This is a genomic window from Brevibacillus sp. NL20B1 (assembly GCF_018195675.1).
In the GTDB taxonomy this organism is placed as follows: domain Bacteria; phylum Bacillota; class Bacilli; order Brevibacillales; family Brevibacillaceae; genus Brevibacillus; species Brevibacillus aydinogluensis.
The window spans coordinates 31,554-55,453 of record NZ_JAGTPT010000015.1 but is presented as its reverse complement, the minus strand read 5'-3'; the positions used below and the strand labels follow the sequence as shown (position 1 = coordinate 55,453).

At 57.5% G+C, this 23,900-nt stretch carries 23 protein-coding genes; 6 read left to right on the top strand and 17 right to left on the bottom strand.

Annotation, left to right across the window (positions count from 1 at the left end; translation table 11 throughout):
* Positions 1–142: 142 nt before the first annotated feature.
* On the bottom strand, positions 143–1,678 hold the full coding sequence (locus KDN35_RS11910) for a fumarate hydratase (RefSeq protein ID WP_212132787.1): 1,536 nt from the start codon (positions 1,676–1,678) through the stop codon (positions 143–145).
* A 287-nt stretch (positions 1,679–1,965) separates the two neighbouring features.
* Here KDN35_RS11910 and KDN35_RS11905 point away from each other — a divergent pair, with 287 nt between their 5' ends.
* The 3 genes from KDN35_RS11905 (at position 1,966) to KDN35_RS11895 (ending at position 6,700) form a co-directional block, all read left to right on the top strand.
* Positions 1,966–3,891, top strand: a complete 1,926-nt coding sequence (locus tag KDN35_RS11905) for an LTA synthase family protein (RefSeq protein ID WP_171566506.1) — start codon at positions 1,966–1,968, stop codon at positions 3,889–3,891.
* A gap of 130 nt (positions 3,892–4,021) precedes the next feature.
* Positions 4,022–5,977, top strand: coding sequence for a beta-propeller domain-containing protein (locus KDN35_RS11900; RefSeq protein WP_212132786.1), 1,956 nt, complete (start codon positions 4,022–4,024; stop codon positions 5,975–5,977).
* Between the two features lie 36 nt (positions 5,978–6,013).
* The gene (locus KDN35_RS11895) at positions 6,014–6,700 is read left to right on the top strand and encodes a tetratricopeptide repeat protein (protein ID WP_171566504.1); all 687 of its coding nucleotides are present in this window, start codon (positions 6,014–6,016) and stop codon (positions 6,698–6,700) included.
* Between the two features lie 27 nt (positions 6,701–6,727).
* Here the strand turns inward: KDN35_RS11895 and KDN35_RS11890 are convergent, their stop codons facing one another.
* The 14 genes from KDN35_RS11890 to KDN35_RS11825 all read right to left on the bottom strand — a co-directional run bounded on the left by KDN35_RS11890 (position 6,728) and on the right by KDN35_RS11825 (position 19,934).
* Complete coding sequence (locus KDN35_RS11890; RefSeq protein ID WP_171566503.1) at positions 6,728–7,420, bottom strand: MBL fold metallo-hydrolase; 693 nt, start codon at positions 7,418–7,420, stop codon at positions 6,728–6,730.
* 88 nt (positions 7,421–7,508) lie between these two features.
* A complete protein-coding gene (locus tag KDN35_RS11885; protein WP_409978419.1) occupies positions 7,509–8,312 on the bottom strand; it encodes an ABC transporter ATP-binding protein in 804 nt (267 codons plus the stop codon).
* A 181-nt stretch (positions 8,313–8,493) separates the two neighbouring features.
* Entirely contained in the window at positions 8,494–9,030 is a 537-nt protein-coding gene (locus KDN35_RS11880; RefSeq protein WP_212132785.1) for a hypothetical protein, read from the bottom strand.
* Positions 9,031–9,048: 18 nt separating this feature from the next.
* Positions 9,049–10,332 (bottom strand): transglutaminase-like domain-containing protein, encoded by a 1,284-nt coding sequence (locus KDN35_RS11875; protein ID WP_171566501.1) that lies wholly within the window; start codon positions 10,330–10,332, stop codon positions 9,049–9,051.
* 82 nt (positions 10,333–10,414) lie between these two features.
* Entirely contained in the window at positions 10,415–11,815 is a 1,401-nt protein-coding gene (locus KDN35_RS11870; protein WP_212132784.1) for a DCC1-like thiol-disulfide oxidoreductase family protein, read from the bottom strand.
* 21 nt (positions 11,816–11,836) lie between these two features.
* Positions 11,837–12,523 carry a DUF5819 family protein gene (locus KDN35_RS11865; RefSeq protein ID WP_171566499.1) on the bottom strand — a complete coding sequence of 229 codons (687 nt, stop codon included), beginning with the start codon at positions 12,521–12,523 and terminating at the stop codon, positions 11,837–11,839.
* A 97-nt stretch (positions 12,524–12,620) separates the two neighbouring features.
* On the bottom strand, positions 12,621–12,929 hold the full coding sequence (locus tag KDN35_RS11860; RefSeq protein ID WP_171566498.1) for a hypothetical protein: 309 nt from the start codon (positions 12,927–12,929) through the stop codon (positions 12,621–12,623).
* A gap of 314 nt (positions 12,930–13,243) precedes the next feature.
* Positions 13,244–14,773, bottom strand: coding sequence for an amino acid permease (locus KDN35_RS11855; RefSeq protein ID WP_212132783.1), 1,530 nt, complete (start codon positions 14,771–14,773; stop codon positions 13,244–13,246).
* A 19-nt stretch (positions 14,774–14,792) separates the two neighbouring features.
* Positions 14,793–14,930, bottom strand: coding sequence for a hypothetical protein (locus tag KDN35_RS11850; protein ID WP_171566496.1), 138 nt, complete (start codon positions 14,928–14,930; stop codon positions 14,793–14,795).
* A gap of 53 nt (positions 14,931–14,983) precedes the next feature.
* A complete protein-coding gene (locus KDN35_RS11845; RefSeq protein WP_171566495.1) occupies positions 14,984–15,751 on the bottom strand; it encodes an SDR family NAD(P)-dependent oxidoreductase in 768 nt (255 codons plus the stop codon).
* Between the two features lie 13 nt (positions 15,752–15,764).
* A complete protein-coding gene (locus KDN35_RS11840) occupies positions 15,765–17,150 on the bottom strand; it encodes a glutamine synthetase family protein (protein WP_212132782.1) in 1,386 nt (461 codons plus the stop codon).
* Positions 17,151–17,196: 46 nt separating this feature from the next.
* Positions 17,197–18,654 (bottom strand): NAD-dependent succinate-semialdehyde dehydrogenase, encoded by a 1,458-nt coding sequence (locus KDN35_RS11835; RefSeq protein ID WP_409978418.1) that lies wholly within the window; start codon positions 18,652–18,654, stop codon positions 17,197–17,199.
* A 465-nt stretch (positions 18,655–19,119) separates the two neighbouring features.
* The gene (locus tag KDN35_RS11830) at positions 19,120–19,461 is read right to left on the bottom strand and encodes a carboxymuconolactone decarboxylase family protein (RefSeq protein WP_171566492.1); all 342 of its coding nucleotides are present in this window, start codon (positions 19,459–19,461) and stop codon (positions 19,120–19,122) included.
* Between the two features lie 128 nt (positions 19,462–19,589).
* Positions 19,590–19,934 carry a hypothetical protein gene (locus KDN35_RS11825; protein WP_212132780.1) on the bottom strand — a complete coding sequence of 115 codons (345 nt, stop codon included), beginning with the start codon at positions 19,932–19,934 and terminating at the stop codon, positions 19,590–19,592.
* A 31-nt stretch (positions 19,935–19,965) separates the two neighbouring features.
* Here KDN35_RS11825 and KDN35_RS19905 point away from each other — a divergent pair, with 31 nt between their 5' ends.
* The 3 genes from KDN35_RS19905 (at position 19,966) to KDN35_RS11810 (ending at position 22,731) form a co-directional block, all read left to right on the top strand.
* Positions 19,966–20,268 carry a hypothetical protein gene (locus tag KDN35_RS19905; protein WP_249179061.1) on the top strand — a complete coding sequence of 101 codons (303 nt, stop codon included), beginning with the start codon at positions 19,966–19,968 and terminating at the stop codon, positions 20,266–20,268.
* 361 nt (positions 20,269–20,629) lie between these two features.
* Complete coding sequence (gene hutH / locus KDN35_RS11815) at positions 20,630–22,135, top strand: histidine ammonia-lyase (RefSeq protein ID WP_171566489.1); 1,506 nt, start codon at positions 20,630–20,632, stop codon at positions 22,133–22,135.
* A 179-nt stretch (positions 22,136–22,314) separates the two neighbouring features.
* Positions 22,315–22,731, top strand: coding sequence for a thiol-disulfide oxidoreductase DCC family protein (locus KDN35_RS11810; protein ID WP_171566488.1), 417 nt, complete (start codon positions 22,315–22,317; stop codon positions 22,729–22,731).
* Positions 22,732–22,878: 147 nt separating this feature from the next.
* Here the strand turns inward: KDN35_RS11810 and KDN35_RS11805 are convergent, their stop codons facing one another.
* Positions 22,879–23,388, bottom strand: coding sequence for an acyl-CoA thioesterase (locus KDN35_RS11805; protein WP_171566487.1), 510 nt, complete (start codon positions 23,386–23,388; stop codon positions 22,879–22,881).
* 163 nt (positions 23,389–23,551) lie between these two features.
* Positions 23,552–23,872: a hypothetical protein gene (locus KDN35_RS11800; RefSeq protein ID WP_171566486.1), complete on the bottom strand. Its 321-nt coding sequence runs from the start codon at positions 23,870–23,872 to the stop codon at positions 23,552–23,554.
* Positions 23,873–23,900: the final 28 nt, after the last annotated feature.

The following is a 23,900-nucleotide window of genomic DNA, read 5'->3' as shown; positions in this document are numbered from 1 at the left end:
AGGCTCTGCCCATTCGATGTCGGCAAATGCCAGCGGTGAGGCAACGGATGAAGGTTGTTTCTTCAGAACGTCCCTTGGTTGCGGATGAAAAAAACCTTTGGCCCCCGCAGCAGGTGACCAAAGGTTTTTGACCGTATATCCGTTACGATTTGAAGACTGGCTCGGCAAACTGCGCCAGCTTTTCCTTCGAGCTTTTTTCCACATCGGCATGCAGGCTGTTGCCGTGTGCGTCCATCGTGACGATGGCGGCAAAGCCCTTGACGCGCAGGTGCCACATCGCTTCCGGAATGCCGAATTCCATAAAGTCGACGCCTTCCACTTCTTCAATACAATCGGCATAGTACTGAGCCGCACCGCCAATCGCATTGAGGTAGACGGCACCGTGTTCCTGCAGTGCCTTCAGCGTTTTGGCTCCCATGCCGCCTTTTCCGATGACGGCGCGGATGCCGAATTTCTTGATAATGTCGCCTTGGTACGGCTCTTCGCGAATCGACGTGGTCGGACCGGCAGCCTTTACGTGCCACTTGCCCGCCTCGTCTTTCAGCATCACCGGACCGCAGTGGTAGATGATGCCGCCGTTCAGGTCGACCGGACAGTCGTGATCCATCAGATACTTGTGCAGGGCGTCGCGTCCCGTGTGCATCAGACCGTTGATGATGACCACGTCGCCCACTTTCAGGCTGCGGATCTGCTCTTCCGTGATCGGCGCCTCCAGCACCACTTCGCGGCGTTCGCCGGCTGGCTGCTCGATGCTGGTCGGCGTCATGTCCATGGAGACCGCTTCATCCATGTACAGATAGCGGATGATCTCGCCCGTTTCTGCGTTGAGGCGCACACCCTGACGGCGGAACGCCCAGCAGTTGTATGCAACGGAGACGAAGAAGCTGGCCGGCAGGCGGTTTTCTACGCCGATTTTGCAGCCGAGGAGCGTGGAATTGCCGCCGAAGCCCATCGTCCCGATCCCCAGTTGGTTGGCCGCTTCCATGATGTAATTCTCCAGCTCAGCCAGGGTCGGGTTTGGATTGACATCGTCAACGCGGCGGAACAATTGATGCTTGGCCAGCGCGTAACCGGACGTCCGGTCGCCGCCGATGCCGACGCCGATGAAGCCGGCACTGCATCCCTGTCCTTGGGCCTGGTAGACGGCGTGCAGGATGCACTTGCGAATGCCATCCAAGTCGCGGCCGGCCTTGCCAAGCCCCTCCAGTTCACAGGGGAGCGAGTACTGGATGTTCTTGTTTTCGCAGCCGCCTCCCTTGAGGATCAACTTGACTTCGATCTCGTCTTCTTCCCATTGTTCAAAGTGAATGACCGGCGTACCCGGACCCAGGTTGTTTCCGCTGTTTTCACCGGTGAGGGAGTCCACGGAATTGGGACGCAGTTTCCCGGTTTTGGTCGCTTCGGCAATCGCTTCGTGAATCGCTTTTTTGATCACCAGTTGATTGACGCCGACCGGTGTTTTGATTTCAAAGGTAGGCATGCCGGTATCTTGGCAGATCGGCGAGACGTTTTCCTCCGCCATTGTGATGTTTTGCGCAATGGTGGACAAAGACAGAGCGGCACGAGTGCCCATATCTTCTTTCGCTTTCGCAGCGTTGATCGCGCGGCGCACATCCGGTGGCAGGTTGGTGGACGTCTCCGTAATCAGTTCCAGAATGCTTTGTTTTAGCTTTTCCATCTATGTCGCCCCTTTTTGACCAAGTGGTGTGTGCGAGGTAGCGTAAGCCGCCTACTATTATATCACACCCGCCCCCCTCTGTCCGTAGATTGTATGCACTTACATGGAGGAATGGAAAAAAGCAAGCATCATCTTTGACTTGTGAACCGGTGCAAACGGGATTATCATGTCAAGAGGGGCAGATCGACATAAAAAGAGTTCTCGCTAAGAAACAGGAAAATCAGCGCATTGGAAGAATATGTTAATACGAAGGACAAGGTTTGTTCATAGAGTAGAGAGGTAGGGTCATGAAAGAAAAACAGCTTGTACGAAACATCACCTACTTGCTTCAGGCGAAGATCGACTTCATCCTGCTCGTCGCCATCTTTGCCTGGAAAGTGCCGTTGTTTTACCGCATCGTCAACATGAATCTGGACATCATCGTGTACGCCATCTCCCTGTTGGCCGTGGCAACCCTGTTGATCTGTCGCAACGCGCTTCCGTTTGCCTTCCGATTCGCGTATGTGATGCTGGTCGACCTGGTGTTGAGCACGCTGATGTTTATCGATTCCATTTACCTCAGCTACTTCCACGACGTCACGTCGGTCAGCCTGCTGCGCCAGATCGGGCAGGTGAGCGAACTTGGCGGCAGCATCTGGACGCTTGTGGACGGAAGATATGCCTTCTATTTTGCCGACATTCCGCTGCTGATACTCTTGTACTATACCAAGATGAAGCAGATGCTGTCTGCACATCGCGGACCGGTCTGGAAGACGGCAAGCCGGATATTTGCGATGGTGATCGTGTTTCTGCTGGTGTTTGGTTCCACGATCAACATCGAGCGGACACTGGCAAAGGTGCCTTCCCTGCTGGACTCCCGCTATTCCAACAAGGCGGTCTTAAAGGAATTGGGCATCTACCACTATCACCTGTTTGACGTCTATCAATACGTGAACCGCGCCCTAAAGAACCGAAAGGCCACACCGGAAGAGATCAACGACGTGAAGAACTGGTTTGCCGCTGAAAACGTCAAATGGCAGACCGGTCCCCTATTCGGAAAGGCCAACGGGCAAAACCTGATCGTCATCCAGGAAGAATCGCTGCAGGCGTTTGTCGTGAATCTGAAGATCAACGGTCAGGAGGTAACGCCCAATCTGAACAAGCTGATTCGCGAAGGCGTTTACTATTCCAACTACTACGACCAGACGTACCACGGCCGCACGTCCGACGGCGAATTTACCTCGCTGGTGTCGCTCTACCCGTCTTCGGTGCCCGGTAGCATCTACTTTAACTTTGCCGAAAACGAGTTTGATTCGCTGCCCAAGACGCTCAAGCAAGCGGGGTACACCACCTTTTCGGCGCACGCCTATGCCGGCTCCTATTGGAATCGCGCGGTGATGCACCGTAATCTCGGTTTTGAACAGTCCATGTTTATGGAGAGTCTGGAAAAAGGCGAAAAGGTCGGCTGGGGCTTGTCAGACGGGGACTTTTTCAAGCAGATGGGCGAAAAGCTGAAGGAACTGCCGCAGCCTTTCTTCGCCTTCCTGGTCTCGCTGTCCAACCACCATCCGTACAACGAAGTGCCGGCTGCCTACAAAACGCTGCAGTTGGGCGAGCTGGAAGGAACGATGATGGGAGATTACCTGCATTCCGTGCACTATGCAGATCAGGCGCTCGGCGAATTTATTGAATCGCTGAAAAAAAGCGGACTGTACGACTCCTCCGTGCTGGCTGTGTACGGCGATCACGACGCCGGTCTGCCCAACGAGGAATTGGCGCGCATCGGCATTCAGCCGCAGTACGGCCAACAGTACGACAAAGTGCCCCTGGTGATTCACAGCTCTGCCCTGGGCAAGAAAAACGGGACCGTCGACGAACAGGTTGCCGGCCATCTGGATTTGACTCCTTCGCTCCTGTACCTGTTGGGCATACCTCAGGAAGGCCATTACTTCATGGGACAGCGGCTCTTCGATGTCCCCTCCGGCAACAACAAGCTGGTGGTCTTCCGGGACGGCTCCTACGTGACGCAGAACCATGTGTTCGTGGTTCAGAACGGCATGTTGGAGGAGGGGCGGTTTCTTGACAGAATCAGCGGCAAACCGGTCGACAGAGAAATGCCTCAACAAGATACGCTGGCGGCACAAACCCGGCTGCGCATCTCCGATTTGATCCTGGAGAGCAACCTGATTCCTTCCTTACAAGCAAAACAAGAACAGCAAAGCAGCGACGATTGACTGGACTCCTGCCGCTGACAGGACTCCTGCGCAAAAACCCGGCATGTATGCCGGGTTTTTTGCCGTTTTGGACGTGCTGAAACAATTTTTGTCGCTCTCCCGTCTTATGAGTATCGAAAGGGGGATGTGCATGAAAAAACCCGTCACGTGGTTCTTGGCCTGCGTTCTCCTGTATGCGGCCATGCCTGCTTTCGTCGCCCCGAGCGGGAACAGCATCCAACAGGCAGCCGCTGCAGGCGCAGATGAGCTGCCTGTCATCGGCACGTACGAGCATCTGAAACAGCTGCTGAAAACCAATTGGGAGCATTTCTCCTTTGCAGAAGCGCAGAAATCGGCGGCCGCTGCCCCTCCTGCTGCGGGCCGCGCCGACAGAATCGCTGCCTATTCCGCAACCAACGTCCAGGTGCAGGGCGTCGACGAAGCGGACGTGGTCAAGACGGACGGCACCTATCTGTATCAGGCGACACCAGATGACGTGCGGATCATCCGGGCCTCTCCCGCAAACGCCATGAAACTGATGAGCCGTCTAACCTACCAGGACGGTCAGTTTCGTCCGCTCGAACTCTACGTGGACGAGAAGCGGCTGATCGTGATCGGCCACTCGAACGCTCCCGCGCTGAGCGGGAATTCCCGCCTTGCCGCCCACGTGCCGGCGGCAGTGCAGGCGCTGGTGTATGACATCAAAGACAAGCAGAACCCGAAATTGACGCGGCGGTTGGAGCTGGACGGCGAGTACCTCTCCTCGCGCAAAATCGGGTCCAGTCTCTACCTGATCGCCAACAAGCGAATCAATCCCCACCTCATCCTGGAACAAAATGAAGAAGCGCCGGGACCTGTCTACCGCGACAGCGCTCGCGGTGATGACTATCAAACCATTCCCTATCAGGAGATCCGCTATTTCCCGGAGGCGATCCAACCGGCATACCTGCTGGCAGCGGGCATCAATCTGGATGATCCCCGTCATCCCCTGTCGGTGCACGCCTATCTGGGTGCGGGCGAAAACATCTACGCCTCTCCCAGCAATCTGTACGTCGCCGTCACCGCACAACCGGCTCCTGCCGAGGGCGTCAAAGCGTTCAAACGGGCACTCCTGCCCCAACCGCTGCCGCCCGACAACACAAGTACGGCCGTGTACCGGTTTGCGCTGAAAAACGGAACGCTCTCCCTTGACGGCAAAGGTATGGTTCCCGGCCGCATCCTCAACCAGTTCTCCATGGACGAACACGGCACATACCTGCGGATCGCCACCACCAGCGGCGATGTCTGGCGCACAGACGAAGGCATCTCGAAAAACAACCTGTACGTGCTGGACGAACGGTTGAACATCACAGGCAAGCTGGAAGGGATTGCACCGGGGGAACGCATCTACTCCGTCCGCTTCATGGGTGAACGGGCGTACATGGTTACGTTTAAAAAAGTGGACCCGCTGTTTGTCATCGACCTGAAGCAGCCCAATGCGCCCACTGTTTTGGGCGCGCTGAAAATCCCCGGCTACAGCGATTACCTGCATCCCTACGACGAGCACCACATCATCGGCTTCGGCAAGGATGCCATCGCTGACAAGGAATGGGCCTACTACCAGGGGATGAAAGTGGCGCTTTTCGACGTCACGGATGTGAACAACCCGAAGGAAGCGTTCAAGACGGTGATCGGCGATCGCGGCACGGACTCGGACCTCTTGTCCAACCACAAGGCGCTGCTCTTCTCTTTGGAGAAGCACCTGCTCGCCTTTCCGGTTACGGTGCGTGAGCTGACGGACGCACAGAAGACAGCCGGCGACTTCCGCGGGTACGGGCAGTTTGTTTTCCAGGGGGCGTACGTCTACCGGCTTGATCTGCAGCACGGTTTTACGCTGCGCGGCCGGATCACGCACCTGAGCGCGGCCGATTACAAGCAGGCCGGCGTCGACTGGTACGAGAGCGAGAAAAACGTACAGCGCATCCTCTTGATTGGCGATACGCTGTACACTGTTTCCCGCGCTGCTGTCGAGGCCCACGACCTGTCCACAATGCAGAAGCTGGGCAGCCTCTCTCTTTTCCAATTGCCACAAATATCTGTCACGTCTGCAAGATCTGTGCTAAGATGATTAGCAGATGCAGCAGTGAGAAAGGGTGTCAACCGCTTGGAATATTTAGACCTGAACGTCACATCGACACTGTCCGGCGTAGCGGCCGTGCTGCTCGTGGCTTTCTTCAGGCTACACTGGCCGTTTCGCTTTCAATACATTGGCAATCTGTACAAACGCCATCCGGAAAAGCGGATGCGCTGGCTGGACGCCTCCTACCGGCGGAACCGCTCCCGTTCCGTGGCGATGCTGGACAAATCAACGCACGAGATCATGGCCGGCAACTACGAACTGGCGGAAAGATACATTGTGCAGGGACTGAACATCTGCAAGGAACAGCCGTCCCTGTTTAACCAGGCGTTGATTCACTATCTGTTTTTCAATCTGGCCTACGTCTACTTCAGCCTCGGGCGTTACAGCGAAGCCCTGGAGATCGCCTTTCGCGTCTATCAGCGCGATCACGGCATGACCGACTCGCTCGGCGTGATCGCCTGCTCCCACGCCCGGCTGGGGGAAATCGACAGCGCGCTGGAAGCCTTTCGCCTGATCGACGGCAGACGTTCGTCGCGCGACTGGAAGTTGTTTTGTCTGGCCGAAATCGAAGCGGCCAAAGGCAACTACGAGCGGGCCATCACCCACGTGCACCAGTTGATGACCCATGCCGGTGTCGCGCTCTGTCTGAACCGGGCCGAGCTGGAAAAGCGGGTGCAAGAATGGACAAAAGCCTCTACCCATGCCGGGTGAGGCTTTTTTTTCGCTTGCTGGCGCTTTTTACGGCTGGCGGGCCAAGGCGATCAGTTCCTGCAGAAACGGAGCGATGTCGCCCGAAAGAACGGTGCCATGACCGGTGGCGAGCTGCTCAATCGGCCAGCTGAGCAGCATTTCCAGGCCTTCCGCCATGCCGGCCGCCTTCTCCGGCTCCTGCTCTTTCCAGCGAAGGAGAAACTGCCGCCACGATTCCCGCAGGTCCGCCCCGTAATCGACCACTCGCTGCATCGGCTTGGCAAAAAAGCTGAGGTGATCGCCGATAAAACAGACTTTGGTTTCGGGGTCAAAAAAAGCGACGGAACCTGCGGTATGAAACGGAAGTTGGCGAAATTGCAGCAGCGGCAGGTCCCCGCCGGTACCGGTAAATGTATGTCCGAACAAGGTTTGGGAAAAATCGTCCAGCTCGTAATAGTCATCCAGGTGAATCCAATTGTGACGGGAGGGGAACAGGTCGGCGTTTCCGATGTGGTCAGCGTGTCGGTGCGTGAAGTACACGTAACCGATTTGCTCCGGTTTGACTCCAATCTCCGCAAGCGCCTGCTGAAAATAGGAGCGGTGCTTGCGCAGATGGGAGTCAATCAGCACAAACGCGTTGTTTTTGGCGATCACATAGCTGTTGATGTAGCTTTTCCACGCTTCTTCATAGGTGAGAATGGCCCAGGTGGAATCGGCTATCAACGCGGTTACATTGGTCAAGCCTCCATCTCTCCTCTCCTTCCAAAATGTCATTGATTCTACCTAGTATTATACACGAATGCGGAGAGGCATGCCGTCGAAAAAGCGGCTAACAAGCGGACGACGTCTCTGCCAGACTGACCCAGGTCCTCCCCTGTGCCTGCCGAATCGCGATCGGCACACCGAAGAAGCGGCTCAGTTCGGCTTCTGTCAAGACGTCAGCCGTTCGCCCGGCCCGGTCCACCTCGCCGTTTTTCAGCAGCAGGGCATGCGTGAAGCACGGCAGGATTTCTTCGATGTGATGGGTGACGTACAAGAGCGTGGGACCGTCCGGCTGACGAGCGATCTGGCTGATCATGTCCAGCAGCTGTTCCCGGGCCAGCAGGTCGAGACCGGTACACGGCTCATCCAATATCAAAAGGCGCGGCGATGCCATCAGCGCCCGGGCGATCAGCACCTTTTGCCGTTCTCCCTGGGAGAGCGTCCGGTAGGGGCTGTGGATGAGCGATGCACACCCAAACATCTCCAGCAGTTCCGCTGCCTTTTGCAGATCACCCTCCTTAGGCGCCGTGTACAACCCGATGCTCGCCTCCCTGCCGCTGAGGACGACCCGCAGTGCCGTCTCGCGTTCGTGCAGTCGGGCCATCAGTGCTGAGCTGACCCAGCCGATTGATTTTCGCACCTCACGGAGGTCCACCGTGCCGTAGCGCTGGCCCAATACAGAGACCTGCCCCGCCGTCGGCCACTCGTAGCCGCAGATGATGTTCAGCAGGCTGGTCTTGCCGGAGCCGTTCTGCCCCACCAGACACCAGTGCTCTCCTTGTTTTACCTGCCAATTGATCCCGCGCAGGATATACCTCTCCTCTCGCTGCCAGGAAACATCCCGCAGTTCGATGGCCAGCTGTTCGTTCATCTCTCTCCACTCCTTTACGCGAAACATTTTGATTATTATGAGTATACAAGGATACGAGCGGAATCGCACGAATTTCTTTTTCCATCAAGTGCAGAGGAACATCTGCCAACCAGTAAAGACAAAACAGCCCTCCCGGCAATGAAGACTGCGGGATGGCTGTTTTTGGCGGCTGCCGGTTTCTTTAGGCCAATCCGTTATGTTCCAGGCAGGTCTGCTCCGTTCCCTGCGGCGCTTCCTTGATAAACCGCTCGTAAGGCAGATAAACCGCCAAAAAAAGCGTAAAGACATAGAGCAGCATCTCCACCACTTCCAGCAAACTGGTGACGAATCCGGTGCCGTTTACAAGCTCGGCCGAGTAATACAGCCAGGGAACCAGCCAGGTGGTCACACATGCAGCCGTCCCCACCTTAAACGGCGCCTGCTTCACCTTTTTTCCCGACAGGTGAACGATGAGACTGAACGTAACGAAATGGCACATCACGTTGAGCAGGGTCATCACCAATTGACCGGTTTGCTCGGGCGGCAGCGAGGCGGCCTGCCACAGCGTCACCAAAAGCGGCTTTACGGCGGGCTCGATCGCTTGAAACGCCAGCACGCACAAGGTAAACAGCAGGGAACTGAGGACAATCCCCAATAGCGAATACTGAGCCCATTTGCCCCAGGCCATCTTCCCTTCCCGGTTCCACCGCTGCTTGATCAAACTGTACGACATTTTCACAACGACGCCCTCCCTGGGTCAGTAAAGTTGAAAGCTTGACAGCAGACTTAACGTCATCAGGACAGCAAACAGATACGTCACCCAATACGCTTCCCGCCGCAGGATCAGCGTCAGCAGCAACAGGGTAAAGAAGGCGGTGCTGAGGGTATTGAGCCGCTCCAGCCGCATCTGAAACAGCGACAGTCCGTGGTACAAAAACAGAAAGAGGAAAAACAGCACAAACGAGATGCGCTTGATCCACAGGGACGCGGCGGAACCAAACGCAGTCTCATGCACCCGCCAGGTCCCCATGTAATCCGACACCTTGTCTGGTTCGGGTTTTCCGGAAAACCGGACATATGCCGGCTGCAGGTAGGGCGCGTTTCCCTGCTGGGATCGGTAGCCCCAGGCCAGCATTTCTCCCCCGACCATGAACGACTGGTACCCCTCAGGCACGGGGGGCTGAGTGTCATCCGGGTAGGCGGGGATCAGCGGCAGACTGCTGTCGAAGCTGAAGATGATCCGCTTGCCTTCCAGATTGCCGAAATAACTGCGGCCTGAGCTTCTCGTCCCGTAGCGGGTGACGAAGGCGAGCTGTTTCACCGGATTTTTCATCACGGCGGCTACGCTGGCATCAACCGGAATCCAGCCTACCCCGTCGACGAAAAACTCGTTCCACGCATGCGGCTGGAATGTACCAGTCGCCCATGCGCCGATCACCGTCCGGCAGGGAATGTCCAACGACCGGCAATAGGCTGCGAACAAAAACGCAAACTCGCCGCAGTCTCCTTTTTTGTGGCAGCGCATCGCCAGCGCGCCCCGTTCCTGCGGCGGCCAGTGATAGCGATAATGAGCGACAATGTGGTCAAATAATCTGCGCGCCTGTTCGATCGGCTCGCGAGCGTCTCCGACGATGCGCAGCGCCTCTTCGCGAATCTCATCGGTCACCGGTACGAGCGGGGTGGAGCGCAGGTAAAACTGCCGCTCCTCATCGGTCAGTACCGCCGCCCCGTCCGTTTCGCGCACCGTCTGGTCCCCCGACGCTTTAACAGGGACAAGCCGCGTCTCGTACGCGTCAAAGGAAAACGAAAGCACGACCCGCTGCCCCGCGCCAATTTCATAGTAGGCGAGCGGGTTGCCGGTCGGCAGCAGAGCCGTTTCCTGCGGAGGCGTCTGCGACAGGATGCGGATGTTGCGCTGTGACATACTGGGTGCGGGCAGGGCCAGCCACAAATCCACCTGCGAACGCTGCCGATTATCGTACGTGTAGTCGATCCGATATGTTTTTGTCTTCTTGTACACGAGCTGGTACCGCTGTTCCATCATAGCCCTCCTTTTGTTCTTGCTGCGCTCCTGCCGTATGCGAACGAGGCCGTATCACGCCTTGACTTACGCGTCCTTCTGGTTACGCGTCCTGTTTGGCCGGGCGCGCTTGCGGCAAATAGCAGGCGTCATCGCAGCCGCCGGCAGGCAGGATCGTCCGCCGGGAAGCGACGAAATCATACGCCTTCTGGCCGATGCCGAGCAGGTTGGCCAGGCACAGGAGCGGACTGATCGGCCACATAGGCACCAGCCGCTTGCTGATCTGGATGAAGGCGTGGATGCCGTCACGCATGACCATGTCGTTCACCCGCCTGCTGTGCATCCGCTGTTCCGCCTTTTGCGGGTCCAGGCCGTACATGTCGCAGACGCCAGGTTCCCGGAACGAGACAAAGCGCAGCAGTCCGAACCAGTCGAGCTTCTTCAGCGTCCGGACCGAGGCTTGACACATCGGGCACCAGCCGTCGTAAAACACGATCACCCGCTGAGCCCGTACCGGCTCCATGCGCCCGAGCCTACGGGTGCGGGTCAGAAGCGCCAGACGGACGCGGCGCCACAGCCGGGCCAGGCCATTATGCATGCGCAGGTACTCCCGGTCGGTAATCAGCAAAAAGTCGATCATGCACATAATCGCCGAGAAGGTGATCAGCCCCATGACGACGGCGATGCCGGTGTGAAAGGCAATCACGCCGCCGACGACCAGGTACTTCGTGATGCGGTTGAACAACAGGAACGGAAACGCCAGCTTGACGATGATTGCAGCGTATGTCGACAGCACGATGAGGACGTCGTTATGAAGGATCAGGTCTCGGAAAAACGGGTGGCTGTACTCGTCCACCTGCAGGATATAGTACACCGCCGTTCCGTTGTGCCAGACCTCCCCCATCACCTGGTACAGGCCGGAGGCGAGGTACATGATGCACAGGTTGACGATGCAGAACAGCACGGCGAAGTTGTGCAGCACCGCCTTGATTTTGTACCACATGGTGTGTTCCACCAGCGGACGACGGCGCCAGTATTCTTTTGCATCTGCGGAAAAGTAGGCGGTCGTGTTGGCAAACAGCAGATAGAACAGCACCAGCCGCAGGATGTTGTCGCCGCCGTCTGAAATGAGCACGTTGCGGTCCATCAGCGAGATGGTGAAGATAAAGTTCAGCACCGAGATGATGCGCCCTTTCCAGCCGATCAGGTAGAGGATGGTGACGACAATTCCCAGGTGATAGATCAGGTCAAAATAGGCCAGCGAAGGACTGAACATGTACAGCGAGTACGAATGGTCTTTCATGGAAGCGGCCACGTAGGTCTCGTGGTCAATCAACCCCGCGTCCGACCAGAGCAGGTAGCGCTGCGCGTAATGGATCAGGTACATGTACAGAATGATCAGGCCAAATCCGATTCGCGCCAACGACGCCCCGATCAAAAACTCTTCGCGGTACAGCCAATCCAACCAGTGACGCTTGGTGTTGGCGCGCAAGGCGTTACCCATGTACGGACTCCCCCTTCTCTATCAGATTGAAGACACCACAGGTTCATATCGTTTCCAGTCAAACTCCACGTACTGACTTTCGACCTCATAGTTGGGATTGTGGCGTTCCGAAAACGGCTTGCTGGAGCGGATGAGGACACGCAGGCGAATCGAATCCACGTCCTGGCCGGCAAAGTACTTGGGTACATTGGAAAAGCCGTAGCGGTACAACAGGTGCACCCCTTGTTTTCGATATTCATCCAGAAGCTCCAGATCCTCTTTGGGGAGCTTCAGATCTTCCTTGTTTCGCTTTTGTTTCTTTTCTTCAAACATGTTGATCACGTCATCCTGATGAAACGCCTGCGTGAACGCGCCCCCGCCGAAACGCATGATGCGGTTGATGGGCGAAAAGCGATCTTCCCAGTTGGCGGTGATCAGCGGGGTGGTGATGTCGACCCAGTCGCTTTCCACCAGGCTGCCGTTGGCGTCCTTTACTTTTGCCTGTATGTAAATCGTTCTGTTATGGCTCACCGGATTGGGAGCAAACAAGTGCCAGTTTTGCGAAAAAAGCGGATGGGTATAGCTGTCGACGATGTGCCGCCATTTGTTTGTCAGCGGGTTAAACGGTATCACGTGCAGCAGGACCATGCTGAAATGCCACAGCATCAGGGCAACCAGCAATACGGGAAAACACACAAGCAGTCGCTTTTGCCATTTGCCGAGTTCCACGCGAATTGACCACCTTTCCAGACAGGTTGGAGAAGGGAAAAGAGAGGGAGAGTCCTAGACACGGACGCTCCCCTCTTTTTTGTCAGTCAAACCGGGTTTAGTTGTCAAACACAACTTCCAGGTTTTGGTTGGCGTGCAGAGGCACAGTGGACCATCTTTGTTGATACTTTTTGTGCGCCCATGCAGCAGCTTTCTCGCCGACGTATTTCCCGACACCTGCAGCTACGCCGGTCAGGGCGGCTACGCCGATGGCAGGAAGAACTTGCGGCTGGACGGAACCGACCTTTTCAACCGACGCGAAGTTGGCAGAGGTTTGAACGTTGGTGGAAGCCGCGCCGACCGATGCGGACAGCATGCCGCCGGACACGAGGGTAAGAGCAAGGGCGACCGTGACGACCTTTTTCACGAACAATAACCTCCTCATTATTGATGAACAGATAAAATCGATGTGTGTTCCCTTCATTCATCAATCCGCCCTAAGCCGGGTGGGCTGGCCAGCCTTTTTTCAAGGAAGTACACGAAAAGACACCCTTATCCTTATTTGGCGAATTTTTGAAGATGCGGGAACAATTTCATTATAGACCACTTGTCCAAACGACGTAAATTTCTAATTTTCGCATTTTACTAAAAATAGTTCTATTCTCTCATAATTGCATCTGAACGTATGACTGTCAGCACAGAAACAGCCCCTCCAAGATTGGAAGGGCTGGTCGTTTCCGCTCATTTTTCAAACCGTGACTCCTGTCGCTTAATCTCCTCCTCCGACGTGTCGAGCGCTGCCTGCGGCCCCGGGAAGTGACGGCGATAGTAGGCCAGATCCATGACCAGCAGGAGCAGGAACATGCCGATCAAGGCGAAACCTGCGTTTTGATTGGGCGGAATTACCATTACGATGCTGATAAAGACGATCCAGATGAGACTGATCACGTTAATCGGCTTGCTCCATGTACCGAGATTCCACGGGCCGTAATGCTCGGGCCGGAACAGACCTTTTGCCTCCGCCCGCAGTTTCAGGTAGAGCGGGATGCCGTAGGCAACGTACAAACCGACGACGCTCACCGCGGTCAGAAAAGCGAGCGTGGTGTAGCTGGTATCCGGATTGATCCGTTTCAAAATGTAGTCGAAAAGTGCCAGGGCAAAGGACAGGATAACCACCAGCCAGATCGCCTTGGCCGGCGTGCGGTACCGGACGGAGATTTGTGCCCAATGGCGGCTCCACGGAATACCCTTGTCGCGGGAAAACGCGTACAGCATCCGGGAAAACGAGGTGACAGACGAGAGGCCGCAAAACCACATCGCAAACGTCACCAGCCAGAGCAACGCCGTCCCGAACGTCCCGCCCAGCGCTTCGCTGATGACGTAGATAAAGGCGTTCTCCGCCCCGCTCGCGGCGGCCGCGTCCTTGATGGAGAGAGTCACAAAGGCCAGCATCACAAATCCGAAGATGAATGAAAAGGCTACGGAACTGAAAATGCCCCAGGCGGCGCGAACCCGCGGGTTGATCGTTTCCTCGATCGTGTGGGCGGATGCGTCGTAGCCGGTAAATGTCCACTGCGCCTGCAGCAGACCGATCAGGAACGCCAGGGCGTACGGTTTGTCAGAGAACGTCTGCCCCACCTGGAACAGATAGTCCAACGGCTGCAGTTCGTGCCGGGAGAAGAAGGCCAGGCTGCCTACCAGAATGACGACGACGCCGATGTGGTACCAGGCGGAAAAGTCGTTCAGCCTGGCCACTAGGCGAATCCCGATGTGATTGAACACGCCGTGCAGCAGCAGGGTGATCCCAAACAGCACCAATGTCGTCGTCTCCGTGGACGTATACCCGAACGTGCCGGCCAAAAGCGGATCGGCAAACAGGGCGAACGAGTAGTCAATCCCGGCGACGATCCCGATCTGGCCGATCAGGTTGATCCAGGCGGTGTACCATCCCCAGCGCTTGTTGGCGAGGATGGCTGCCCAGTGGTACAGCGCCCCCGCAGTCGGGATGGCGGAGGCCAGTTCGGCCATGGAAGCGGCGATCAGCAGGACGAACAGGGCGACGATCGTCCAGCCGAAGCCCATCATGCCCGGCCCGCCGTAGGTAAGGCCGTGGCCGTAGAGCGACACCGCTCCGGTGAGAATCGAGATGATGGAAAACGAAATCGCGAAATTGGAGAATCCCCCCATGTCACGCAGCAGTTCCTGGGCATATCCGAACCTGTTCAGGTCCTTCTTGTCCTCCAGAATCTGTTGCTGTTTGTCTCGTTGCATCCGCGACTCCTCCTTTCGCTCAGGTGTTCCGGTTGGAACCGATAAAACTCTCGTGCCGGCTTTCGTCAAACCGGCGAACGCTTTCATTGGCGCGGTAGCCGATCGCGACTGCCACACCGATTGTCAGCAGTAACAGGACCAGGCCCAGCAGCAGCATCCCGCTTCCCTCCCCCTGTCGTTATGAAGAACGTCCCGGACCAGCCGGGCTGCTTAAAAGTAGTTGCAAGTGATGCCGCCGTCCACGTTCAGAATCGCCCCGTTGGTCCAGTCGGACTCGTCGGAGGCGAGATAGACGGCACAGTGAACGATGTCTTCCGGTTTGCCGAAACGGCCGGACGGCTGCCGGCTCAGACGGATGCGCCGGGCCTCTTCGTCGTTTACCAGCCATTCGGTCAACAGCGGCGTTTCGATCGGACCGGGACAGATGGCGTTGGCACGGACTCCTTTGGGACGGAATTGGATGGCCAGTGAGCGCGTCAGCGAAACGACCGCCCCTTTGGAAGCGGTGTAGGCATCCTGCGGGACGCTGCAGCCCATGAAGGCCACAAATGAGGCAATGTTGATAATCGAGCCTTTGCCCTGCCGGATCATCGCCGGAATCACGTGCTTGCACATCAGAAACGTGCCGCGCACGTTGACGGCCATCACGCGGTCCCACACCTCGACGGGCGTATCCAGGACGGAGTGATCCTCCGCAGGCATGATCCCCGCATTGTTGTACAGAACGTCAATCCTGCCATACCGCTCCAGGGTGGCGTTTACAGCCGCCTTGACACTCTCCTCGTCAGCCACATCGCAGACGAACAGCGACGCGTCGCCGCCCGCCGCCTGTACCCGTTCCACCGTCGTCCTGCCAGCCGATTCGCTGATTTCAAAGACGGCCACCTTGGCTCCTTCAGCCGCAAACATGGCTGCCGCCGTTTGTCCCATGCCGCTGCCTGCTCCGGTGATGACGCACACTTTGTCCTGCAAACGCATATTTGCCTCCTCCTCATCCCTGTTCGAAATAACGGGCCCGCTCCCACGCCGTCACCACGGTGTTGAACGCCTGCTGTTCCACCCGGGCCATGTTGTAGTAGTGCTCGGCAACCGTTTCGCCAAATACGCGGCGAACCGCTTCGCTCTCCCGCCACAAATTCATCGCCTCGTAAAGCGAGTACGGCACCCGCGGAACGCCCTCGGCCAAGTAGGCGTTGCCCCGCCACTCCCCTGGCAGCGGCAGCCTTTCCTCCACGCCGAGCAGACCTGATCCGATCATCGCTGCGTACGCCAGATACGGGTTGATGTCCGCGCCCGGAATCCGCGACTCGATCCGCAGGCTGCTGCCCTCACCCACGATGCGGAAACCGGCGGTACGGTTGTCGCGGCTCCACACTGCGTGCACCGGTGCCCAGCTATCCGGGGCATAACGCTTGTACGCGTTGACTGTCGACGCATAGAAAAGCGAAAACTCCCGTACGTGGGCCATCACTCCGGCGAGGAAATGCTGCATCAGCGCCGACATGCCGTACGGCTGGCTCTGGTCATCAAAAAACAGATTGGACCTGCCGTCTGCATCCCACAAGCTGAGGTGCAGGTGGCCGCTGGAGCCGGTCCACTGGTGGTGGGGTTTGGCCATAAACGTAACGGCGCAGTCTTCCAGGATGCAGATTTCCTTTGCCCCGTGCTTGAACAGCACGTGCCAGTCGGCCGACTGCAGCGCATCCGCATAGTGGATGTTAATCTCGTGCTGGCCGACATACGCTTCTCCCTTGGACGATTCGACGGGAATGCCCGCTGCCAGCATCAGATTCCGAATTTTCCGTAAAATGTGTTCATTTCTCGTTCCCTGCAGCAGATTGTAGTCCTCGTTGTAATGGCCGGCCGGCTGCAGCTCCTCGTACCCGCCGCGATGAATCTCTTCGTACGTCTGCCGGAACAGGTAAAACTCCAGTTCGCTCGCCATGAACGGCCTGAATCCCAGCTTTGCCGCTTTTTTCAGCTGCTGTTTCAGCACACTGCGCGGCGCGATGGGAATCAACTGGCCGGTCTGTTCATCCACTGCGTCGGCCAGGACGAGTGCCGTCTTCTCCTGCCAGGGCACGATTCTAAGCGTGCTCCAGTCAGGCATCGCCAGCCAATCGCCATACCCGCTCTCCCAGTTCATCAGCGCGTAGCCGGGCGGCGTATTCATCTCCATATCGGTCCCCAACAGGTAGGTGCAAAAGTGCGTCCCTTTGCGCAGACCGCTGCGCAGGCAGTAATCGGCCGTCAACCGCTTTCCCATCAGACGTCCCTGCATGTCGACGATGGCGATCATCAAATTGTCAATCTCGCCTCTGCGCATGGCGTGCTCCAATTCTTCCACGCTCAGCAGTCCTCTTGCTGATTCCGTCATCGATACCCACTCCTCTCTATGGCATCGTCAGGTTGACCTTCCCCTCTCAATCAGGCAGTGTCAAAGCAACGTATTTGACGTCCATGAATTCGGCCAAGCCGTGATGCCCGCCTTCGCGCCCAACGCCGCTTTCCTTGATCCCGCCGAACGGCGCCTGCGGAACGCTGAGCGACGTGCCATTTACCGCCACCATGCCAAACTCCAGCGCTTCACTCATCCGCCAGGAGCGGCCCAAATCGCGCGTGAAGACGTACGCTGCCAACCCGTACGGGGTCTCGTTGGCCCAGCGGAGCACCTCTTCCTCTGATGCAAAACGGACAATGGGGGCAATCGGGCCGAAAATTTCCTCGCGGGTGACGGCCATGGCACGGGTGACGCCGTCCAGCACGGTGGGTGCAAAGAAATGGCCGCGAGCATACGCCCCCGCCGTCAGCCGGTAACCGCCCGTCAGGACGCGCGCGCCTTTTTCACGGGCGTCCGCCACCAACTGCTCTGCCCGGTGAACGGCGTTCTCGTCGATCAGCGGCCCCACCTGCACGCACGGTTCCGTCCCCGCACCCACCCGCAAATGGCGCACCCGGGCGACGATCCGCTCGGTCAGCGCGTCTGCGATCTCCTGGTGGGCGTAAATGACGTTGATCCCGTTGCACATCTGTCCGGCATTTTCAAACTTGTTGGCGACGATGGCTTCGGCTGCCCGCTCCAGATCGGCATCGGGAAAGACGATCACCGGGGCGTTTCCGCCCAGTTCCAGCGAAAGCCGCTTGACCTGGTCGGCCGCCCTGCGCATCAACTGCTTGCCCACTTCCGTAGAGCCGGTAAACGAAATTTTGCGTACACGGGAGTCAGACAGCCACGTGCCGCCAATCGCATCGGCCGCGCCCGTCACCAGGTTGGCCGCTCCGGCGGGCAGCCCCGTCTCCATCAGACGATCGAACAGCGCTACGGCAATCAACGGCGTCTGCCGTGCCGGCTTCAGCACTGCGGTGCATCCCGCCGCGAGCGCCGGAGCCATTTTGCGCGCCACCATCGCGGCCGGGTAGTTCCACGGCGTGATCAGCGCGGCTACACCTACGGGCTGGCGCAGCACCATGATGCGCTGCTGGTGTCTGGAGGCGGGAATCACCTCACCGTATGCGCGTTTTCCCTCTTCGGCGTACCAGCGGATAAACGCAGCGGCACCTTCGAGCTCGTCACGCGCTTCATCCAGCGGCTTGCCCTGTTCCGCTGTCAACAGTTCCGCCAGCACGTCCCGGTCCCGGACGATCCGCTCGGCCCACTCCATGAGGTAACCGGCGCGCGTTTGGGCTGGAAGCTGAGCCCATTGCGGAAAGGCCTGTGCCGCCGCATCGACGGCCAGCCGCGCTTCTCGTTCGCCTCCCAGCGGCACCCTGCCGACCATCTCTCCCGTCGCGGGATTCGTCACGTCCAGCGCAGTCGGCAGGCAGTGTTTCTCCCCGTTGATCCAGCAGTGATTCCACTGATCCTGCAATCCGTTCGTCACTGCCATTCCTCCTCTCGGCACGACATTTCTACAGCTTGTGCAGCGATTAGTACATTGTACGTGCCATTTGACCGGCTATACCTGAGAAGTGAGCCAAGCAGACAATCCCATATTTTTACATAAAAGCAGAGCAGCCCCTGTCGGGCTGCTCCGCACAAACTGAAGACAACGTGCTTTTTTATCGTGGAGGTTGCATGGAGGTTGGCAAGGCCTGCACACCGATCAACCGAAGGTGGAGAAAAAGGACATGGCATGGAGTGATGGACCAAGCGAGCTCCTTTGACGACCTGCCCAGCGGAAAAACGAAAGACGCGGGGAAGACAGGGGGTACAGGTCTCACTTCCTCGAAATACCCAGATGTTTGCCCCCTGCCCGCGTCGCGTTTTGAAGCGGACGCTATCTACTTTCTTTGCTGGTCGTCAAGAGAGCGAGCGGTCCCGATCACCCATGCGCCACGTACTTTGTCTACACGCTGAGCTTTTTTTCTTCCATGACCTCATGGATCAATATGACGCCGTGCGACAGCGTCGTCCCCCCACCGAACGCCCCTGCCACTGCCACAGTCTCGGTAATTTCTCGTTCGCTCGCGCCTTCCGCCAGCGCCGCTTCCAGGTGATAGACAATGCAGTGCTCATTTCCGGCGAACAGCGAGATGCCGAGTGCCATCAGGTGCTTCTCCTTTGACGACAGCTCGCCAGGGGAAAAACACTCGCTGGTAAACCGGTTATAAGCGTTCAGCGCTTCGGGCATCATTCGTCCAAACGCCTGCAATCCTTCCCGATACTGCTCTGACAAGTAGTGCTCCATTTCCAGTCTCCTTTGATGATTCGTTGATTCGTTTGGCAGATAGGTTTCCCCAAACGAACCGCTTCATGCAGGAGCGCGTCACGCAAAAACGCCGCTCACTGGGAACGGCGTCTCTGCGTATTATTTGTTTAGGAGCGGCACCGGCCACCGCAGCCGCAGCCGCAACTGGAACTGGAGCGGTAGGACGACGAGTCGCATCCGCACGAACTGCAACCCGTGCTCTCATACATGCAGCGTTCGTAGTAGTGGCGCATTCTCCGTTTGTGGTGCGAGTACAGTTCGTAGTACTTGCCGTATTTTCGGCGATGATGACGGTACTGCTCGCATCTTTGCTTGTAGTGATGCATCCGCTCCTGGTGGTAATAGAATTTTTCCCAATCGCGGTCGCTGCCCCTCCTTCTGTCATGCCTGCGCCATTCGGAACTGGGCGGGTGCGGCATATTGGGGCTGACGTTCGGCGGCCTGAAGGGCACGTTGGGCCGAACACACGGTGGTCTCCTCGGTATGTTGGGCGATGGCATATTCGGCGACGGCATGTTCGGCGACGGCATGTTCGGCGACGGCATGTTCGGCGACGGCATGTTCGGCGACGGCATGTTCGGTGACGGCATGTTCGGCGACGGCATGTTCGGCGACGGCATGTTCGGCGACGGCATGTTTGGCGACGGCATGTTCGGTGACGGCATGTTCGGCGACGGCATATGTGGCAGCGGCTTTTCCTTCGGCTTCCGTTTGGGCATTGGCATCGCCGGAGGCATCGGCGGAATCTTGCGTCGTTTCTCCACAGTCACACATCCTTTCTGGTAAAATCGCACAGTACATGGTATGACATTCACCCTCTCCGAGAAACGACACCTGCCTACTTATACCGAATTAGCTGAGCCCGTTTTTTGCCTTTGCCGAGCAAACGCCGTGACGGGATTCCCCCTTGACTGCTTGTCTCGATCAGGTACAATTAAAAAAGATGAAATCATCTAAATATTCGAGAGGACAGAAAGTAGGGAAACGCATGCCAGGCGGGCGTCTCGCACGTTTTGCCAACTGCATAGATACCCTGAAAGAGGGGATAGGATCAAACATCCTATCCCCTCTTCCTTTTTGTTCTCTGCTTTGCTAACGCAGAAAAAACCATGTGCATGACACACTAATTGGTAAAAGGAGGACAAACATGAGCAATCAACAAACCGTCATTTTTCTGGATGGCAATCATTTGTCGATTGATCAGGTGACAGCCATTGCCCGCTGCGGGGCAAAAATCCAACTCACCCCCGAAGCGGCAGAACAGGTCCGCCGCTCCCGCTCCCTGGTGGACCGCATGGTGCGGGAACGTCGCGTGGTGTACGGCATTACCACCGGTTTTGGCAAATTTTCCGACGTCGTCATTCCCGACGCGGACATTCACCAACTGCAGGAAAACCTGATTGTCAGCCACGCCTGCGCCATGGGGGAGCCCTATCCGGCAGAGGTGGTCCGGGCGATCATGGCCCTGCGCATCAACGCGCTGGCCAAAGGGTATTCCGGCATAAGAGAAGAAACGCTGCAATTGTTGGTCGAGATGTGCAATCGTGGCGTCCACCCCATCATCCCCCAACAGGGATCACTCGGCGCCAGCGGGGACCTCGCCCCGCTCGCCCACATGGTGCTGGTGATGTTGGGCAAGGGAGAAGCGGAATATCAGGGCAAGCGCCTGTCCGGCGCAGAGGCACTGCAAGCCGCCGGCCTGGAGCCGATCCGCCTGGAGGCCAAGGAAGGATTGGCACTGATCAACGGCACGCAGGCGATGACAGCCTTGCTCGCCATCGCCCTGCATGACGCCCGCATCCTGATGGAGAGCGCCGAGGTGATCGCCGCGATGACCGTGGAGGCGCTGCGCGGCATCCCGAAAGCGTTTGATCCGCAGCTCCATCTCACCCGCCCGCATCCGGGGCAGCAGGAGTCAGCGCGCCGGCTGCTGGCTCACCTGCACGGCAGCGAACGAACAACCGCTCCGGGCGAACTGCGCGTCCAGGACGCGTACAGCCTTCGCTGCATTCCCCAGGTCCACGGAGCGACGCGCGACGCACTGGAATACGTCTGGACGGCCGTCACACGGGAATGCAACAGCGTTACCGACAATCCCATCCTCTTCTCCGACACCGGAGAGGTGATCTCGGGCGGCAACTTCCACGGTCAGCCCATGGCGCTGGCAGCCGATTTTCTCGCCATTGCGATCGCCGAGTTGGCCAACATTTCCGAACGGCGAACAGAACGGCTGGTCAATCCGCAGCTCAGCGGTCTGCCCGGTTTTTTGACGGAACACGGCGGACTGCACTCCGGGTTCATGATCACCCAATACGCTGCGGCGTCGATCGTCTCGGAGAACAAGGTCTTGTGCCATCCCGCTTCAGTCGACTCGATCCCCTCCTCAGCCAACCAGGAGGATCACGTCAGCATGGGCACGACAGCTGCGCGCAAACTGCGCACCGTTGTCGCCAATACGGCCAAGGTGCTGGCGATCGAATACCTGGCGGCTGCCCAGGCAATCGAGTTTGGCAGCGGCCGATTGGGAGAGGGCACACAGCGGGCCTATGAGCTCATCCGTCGCGAAATTCCGCGCCTGACGGAAGACCGGGAGATGCACGTCGACATGGCCAAAGCAGAAGAGCTGATCCGAAGCGGTGTGCTGGTCTGGTAAGGTTTTATGAAACCGCCTCCATCGTTTCCAGACAATGGAGAAGCAGCCGCAGATCTGGTATGCTGAAAGGGGGAGGAAACTGCGGCGGCTCGCAACCAGATGATGCCGTCTGCGGTTGGCCTGACACGTTCATGCCCCTCCTCTTTCGCACCGATTTTACGTGACAGGAGGCGCTTACGATGAACAAGCCGCCCCGCTCGGAAGTCATCCTGCTGTTTGACGGCGTCTGCAACCTCTGCCACGGCGCTGTCCGGTTTATCATCCCGCGCGATCCAGCCGGACAGATCCGCTTCGCTTCGCTTCAGTCGGAGACAGCCCGCCATCTGCTCGCCGGACACAGCTTTCTCGCAGACGAGCTGCGCACCGTCGTGCTGATCGATGGAGACCGGCTGTACACCCGCTCTGACGCAATCCTTCGCGTCGGCCGCAAGCTGAACGGGTGGTGGCCTCTGCTCTCCTCGCTGGGACTAATGATTCCCCGTCCTGTACGGGACTGTGTGTACAACTGGATTGCCCGCAACCGCTATCGCTGGTTTGGACGAAAGGAACAATGCCTGCTGCCCACACCGGAGATCCGAAAGCGTTTTGTGGAGTGAGAAGGTCATGAGACAGGCGAGGTCTTTCCCCGCCCCTCCGACGCGATCCTGTTGACACAAATGAGAACAGCATCCACAGATGACACAACAAAACCCCGCCGGATGTGATGAACATCCGCGGGGTTTTTTCTGCTGTGACAATGCGGGTCAAATGTTTTTCTTGATGTTTAACTGGCCGACGAACGCTTCCGTGCTGCGCTTTCGTTCCTTGCGCATCTGCTTCCGCTCTTCGGCGGTCTCAAACAGGTACTTTTCCTCTTCTGTTTCCGGAATGACCGGCGGAACCGGTGTCGGCTTGCCGTCTTCGTCGAGAGCGACGAAGGTCAGGAACGAGGTAGCAGTCAGGGCACGCTCCCCGGTCATCAAGTTCTCGGATATGATTTTCACAAACACTTCCATCGACGTCGTACCCGTCGAGGAGACGATCGCCTCCAGGCAGATGGATTGGCCCATCTTGACAGGGGTCAAAAAGTCGATGGAGTCGATGGATGCGGTGACGACCGGCCGACGGCAGTGGCGCATGGCGGCAATGGCTGCCACTTCGTCGATATAGGACATCATTTTCCCGCCAAACATCGTATTGTGATAGTTGGTATCGGACGGCAGTACCAGAGAAGCCTGGATGGTTCGGGACTCTTTTGTCGTCTTAGCTTTCATCGCTGTTGCTCCTTTGCCAATCAACTCTAGTTGACGTTCTCATCATACCACAATGCACACAGGTTTCAAGCGCGTGACCATCGTGATCATCCGCCATTTCCTGCCTCCTGTCGCATGCAGCCAAACTGGCCGTTTATTGCAAGTGTACAGAACAGCCGGTTTCTTATCGTTTCAGGACGATCTCAGCTTCCGTGCCGAAAATGGAAAGACGCCCGTCGACAAAAGCGGCCAAATCCTCTTCATCTGCTGGAATCTCCATGAGGATGTCCACGACCTGGTCGCCGTCAATCGCAAACGACATCTGCAAATCCTTTTCCCCAAACTCGTTGTCCGACAGCCGCACGTCACTCAACTCACCGCGAAACTGCGTCACTTCCTCGTCTTCGCCGTCACTGTCCCACTGGGTAAACTGAATCTCGGCCGCCTGCCCGCGAAAGTCCTTTTCCAGAACCGCAATCAACTGAGCGTGCTGGTGAATATCCATGTGACTCCCTCCGTTTCATTATGTGCAC

Coding starts and splice junctions, on each gene's coding strand:
- KDN35_RS11910 (WP_212132787.1), bottom strand. CDS start 1,678: ATGGAAAAGCTAAAACAAAGCATTCTGGAACTGATTACGGAGACGTCC.
- KDN35_RS11905 (WP_171566506.1), top strand. CDS start 1,966: ATGAAAGAAAAACAGCTTGTACGAAACATCACCTACTTGCTTCAGGCG.
- KDN35_RS11900 (WP_212132786.1), top strand. CDS start 4,022: ATGAAAAAACCCGTCACGTGGTTCTTGGCCTGCGTTCTCCTGTATGCG.
- KDN35_RS11885 (WP_409978419.1), bottom strand. CDS start 8,312: ATGAACGAACAGCTGGCCATCGAACTGCGGGATGTTTCCTGGCAGCGA.
- KDN35_RS11875 (WP_171566501.1), bottom strand. CDS start 10,332: ATGGAACAGCGGTACCAGCTCGTGTACAAGAAGACAAAAACATATCGG.
- KDN35_RS11870 (WP_212132784.1), bottom strand. CDS start 11,815: ATGGGTAACGCCTTGCGCGCCAACACCAAGCGTCACTGGTTGGATTGG.
- KDN35_RS11855 (WP_212132783.1), bottom strand. CDS start 14,773: ATGCAACGAGACAAACAGCAACAGATTCTGGAGGACAAGAAGGACCTG.
- KDN35_RS11850 (WP_171566496.1), bottom strand. CDS start 14,930: ATGCTGCTGCTGGGCCTGGTCCTGTTACTGCTGACAATCGGTGTGGCA.
- KDN35_RS11845 (WP_171566495.1), bottom strand. CDS start 15,751: ATGCGTTTGCAGGACAAAGTGTGCGTCATCACCGGAGCAGGCAGCGGC.
- KDN35_RS11840 (WP_212132782.1), bottom strand. CDS start 17,150: ATGACGGAATCAGCAAGAGGACTGCTGAGCGTGGAAGAATTGGAGCAC.
- KDN35_RS11830 (WP_171566492.1), bottom strand. CDS start 19,461: ATGGAGCACTACTTGTCAGAGCAGTATCGGGAAGGATTGCAGGCGTTT.
- KDN35_RS19905 (WP_249179061.1), top strand. CDS start 19,966: ATGTTGGGCGATGGCATATTCGGCGACGGCATGTTCGGCGACGGCATG.
- hutH (WP_171566489.1), top strand. CDS start 20,630: ATGAGCAATCAACAAACCGTCATTTTTCTGGATGGCAATCATTTGTCG.
- KDN35_RS11810 (WP_171566488.1), top strand. CDS start 22,315: ATGAACAAGCCGCCCCGCTCGGAAGTCATCCTGCTGTTTGACGGCGTC.
- KDN35_RS11805 (WP_171566487.1), bottom strand. CDS start 23,388: ATGAAAGCTAAGACGACAAAAGAGTCCCGAACCATCCAGGCTTCTCTG.
- KDN35_RS11800 (WP_171566486.1), bottom strand. CDS start 23,872: ATGGATATTCACCAGCACGCTCAGTTGATTGCGGTTCTGGAAAAGGAC.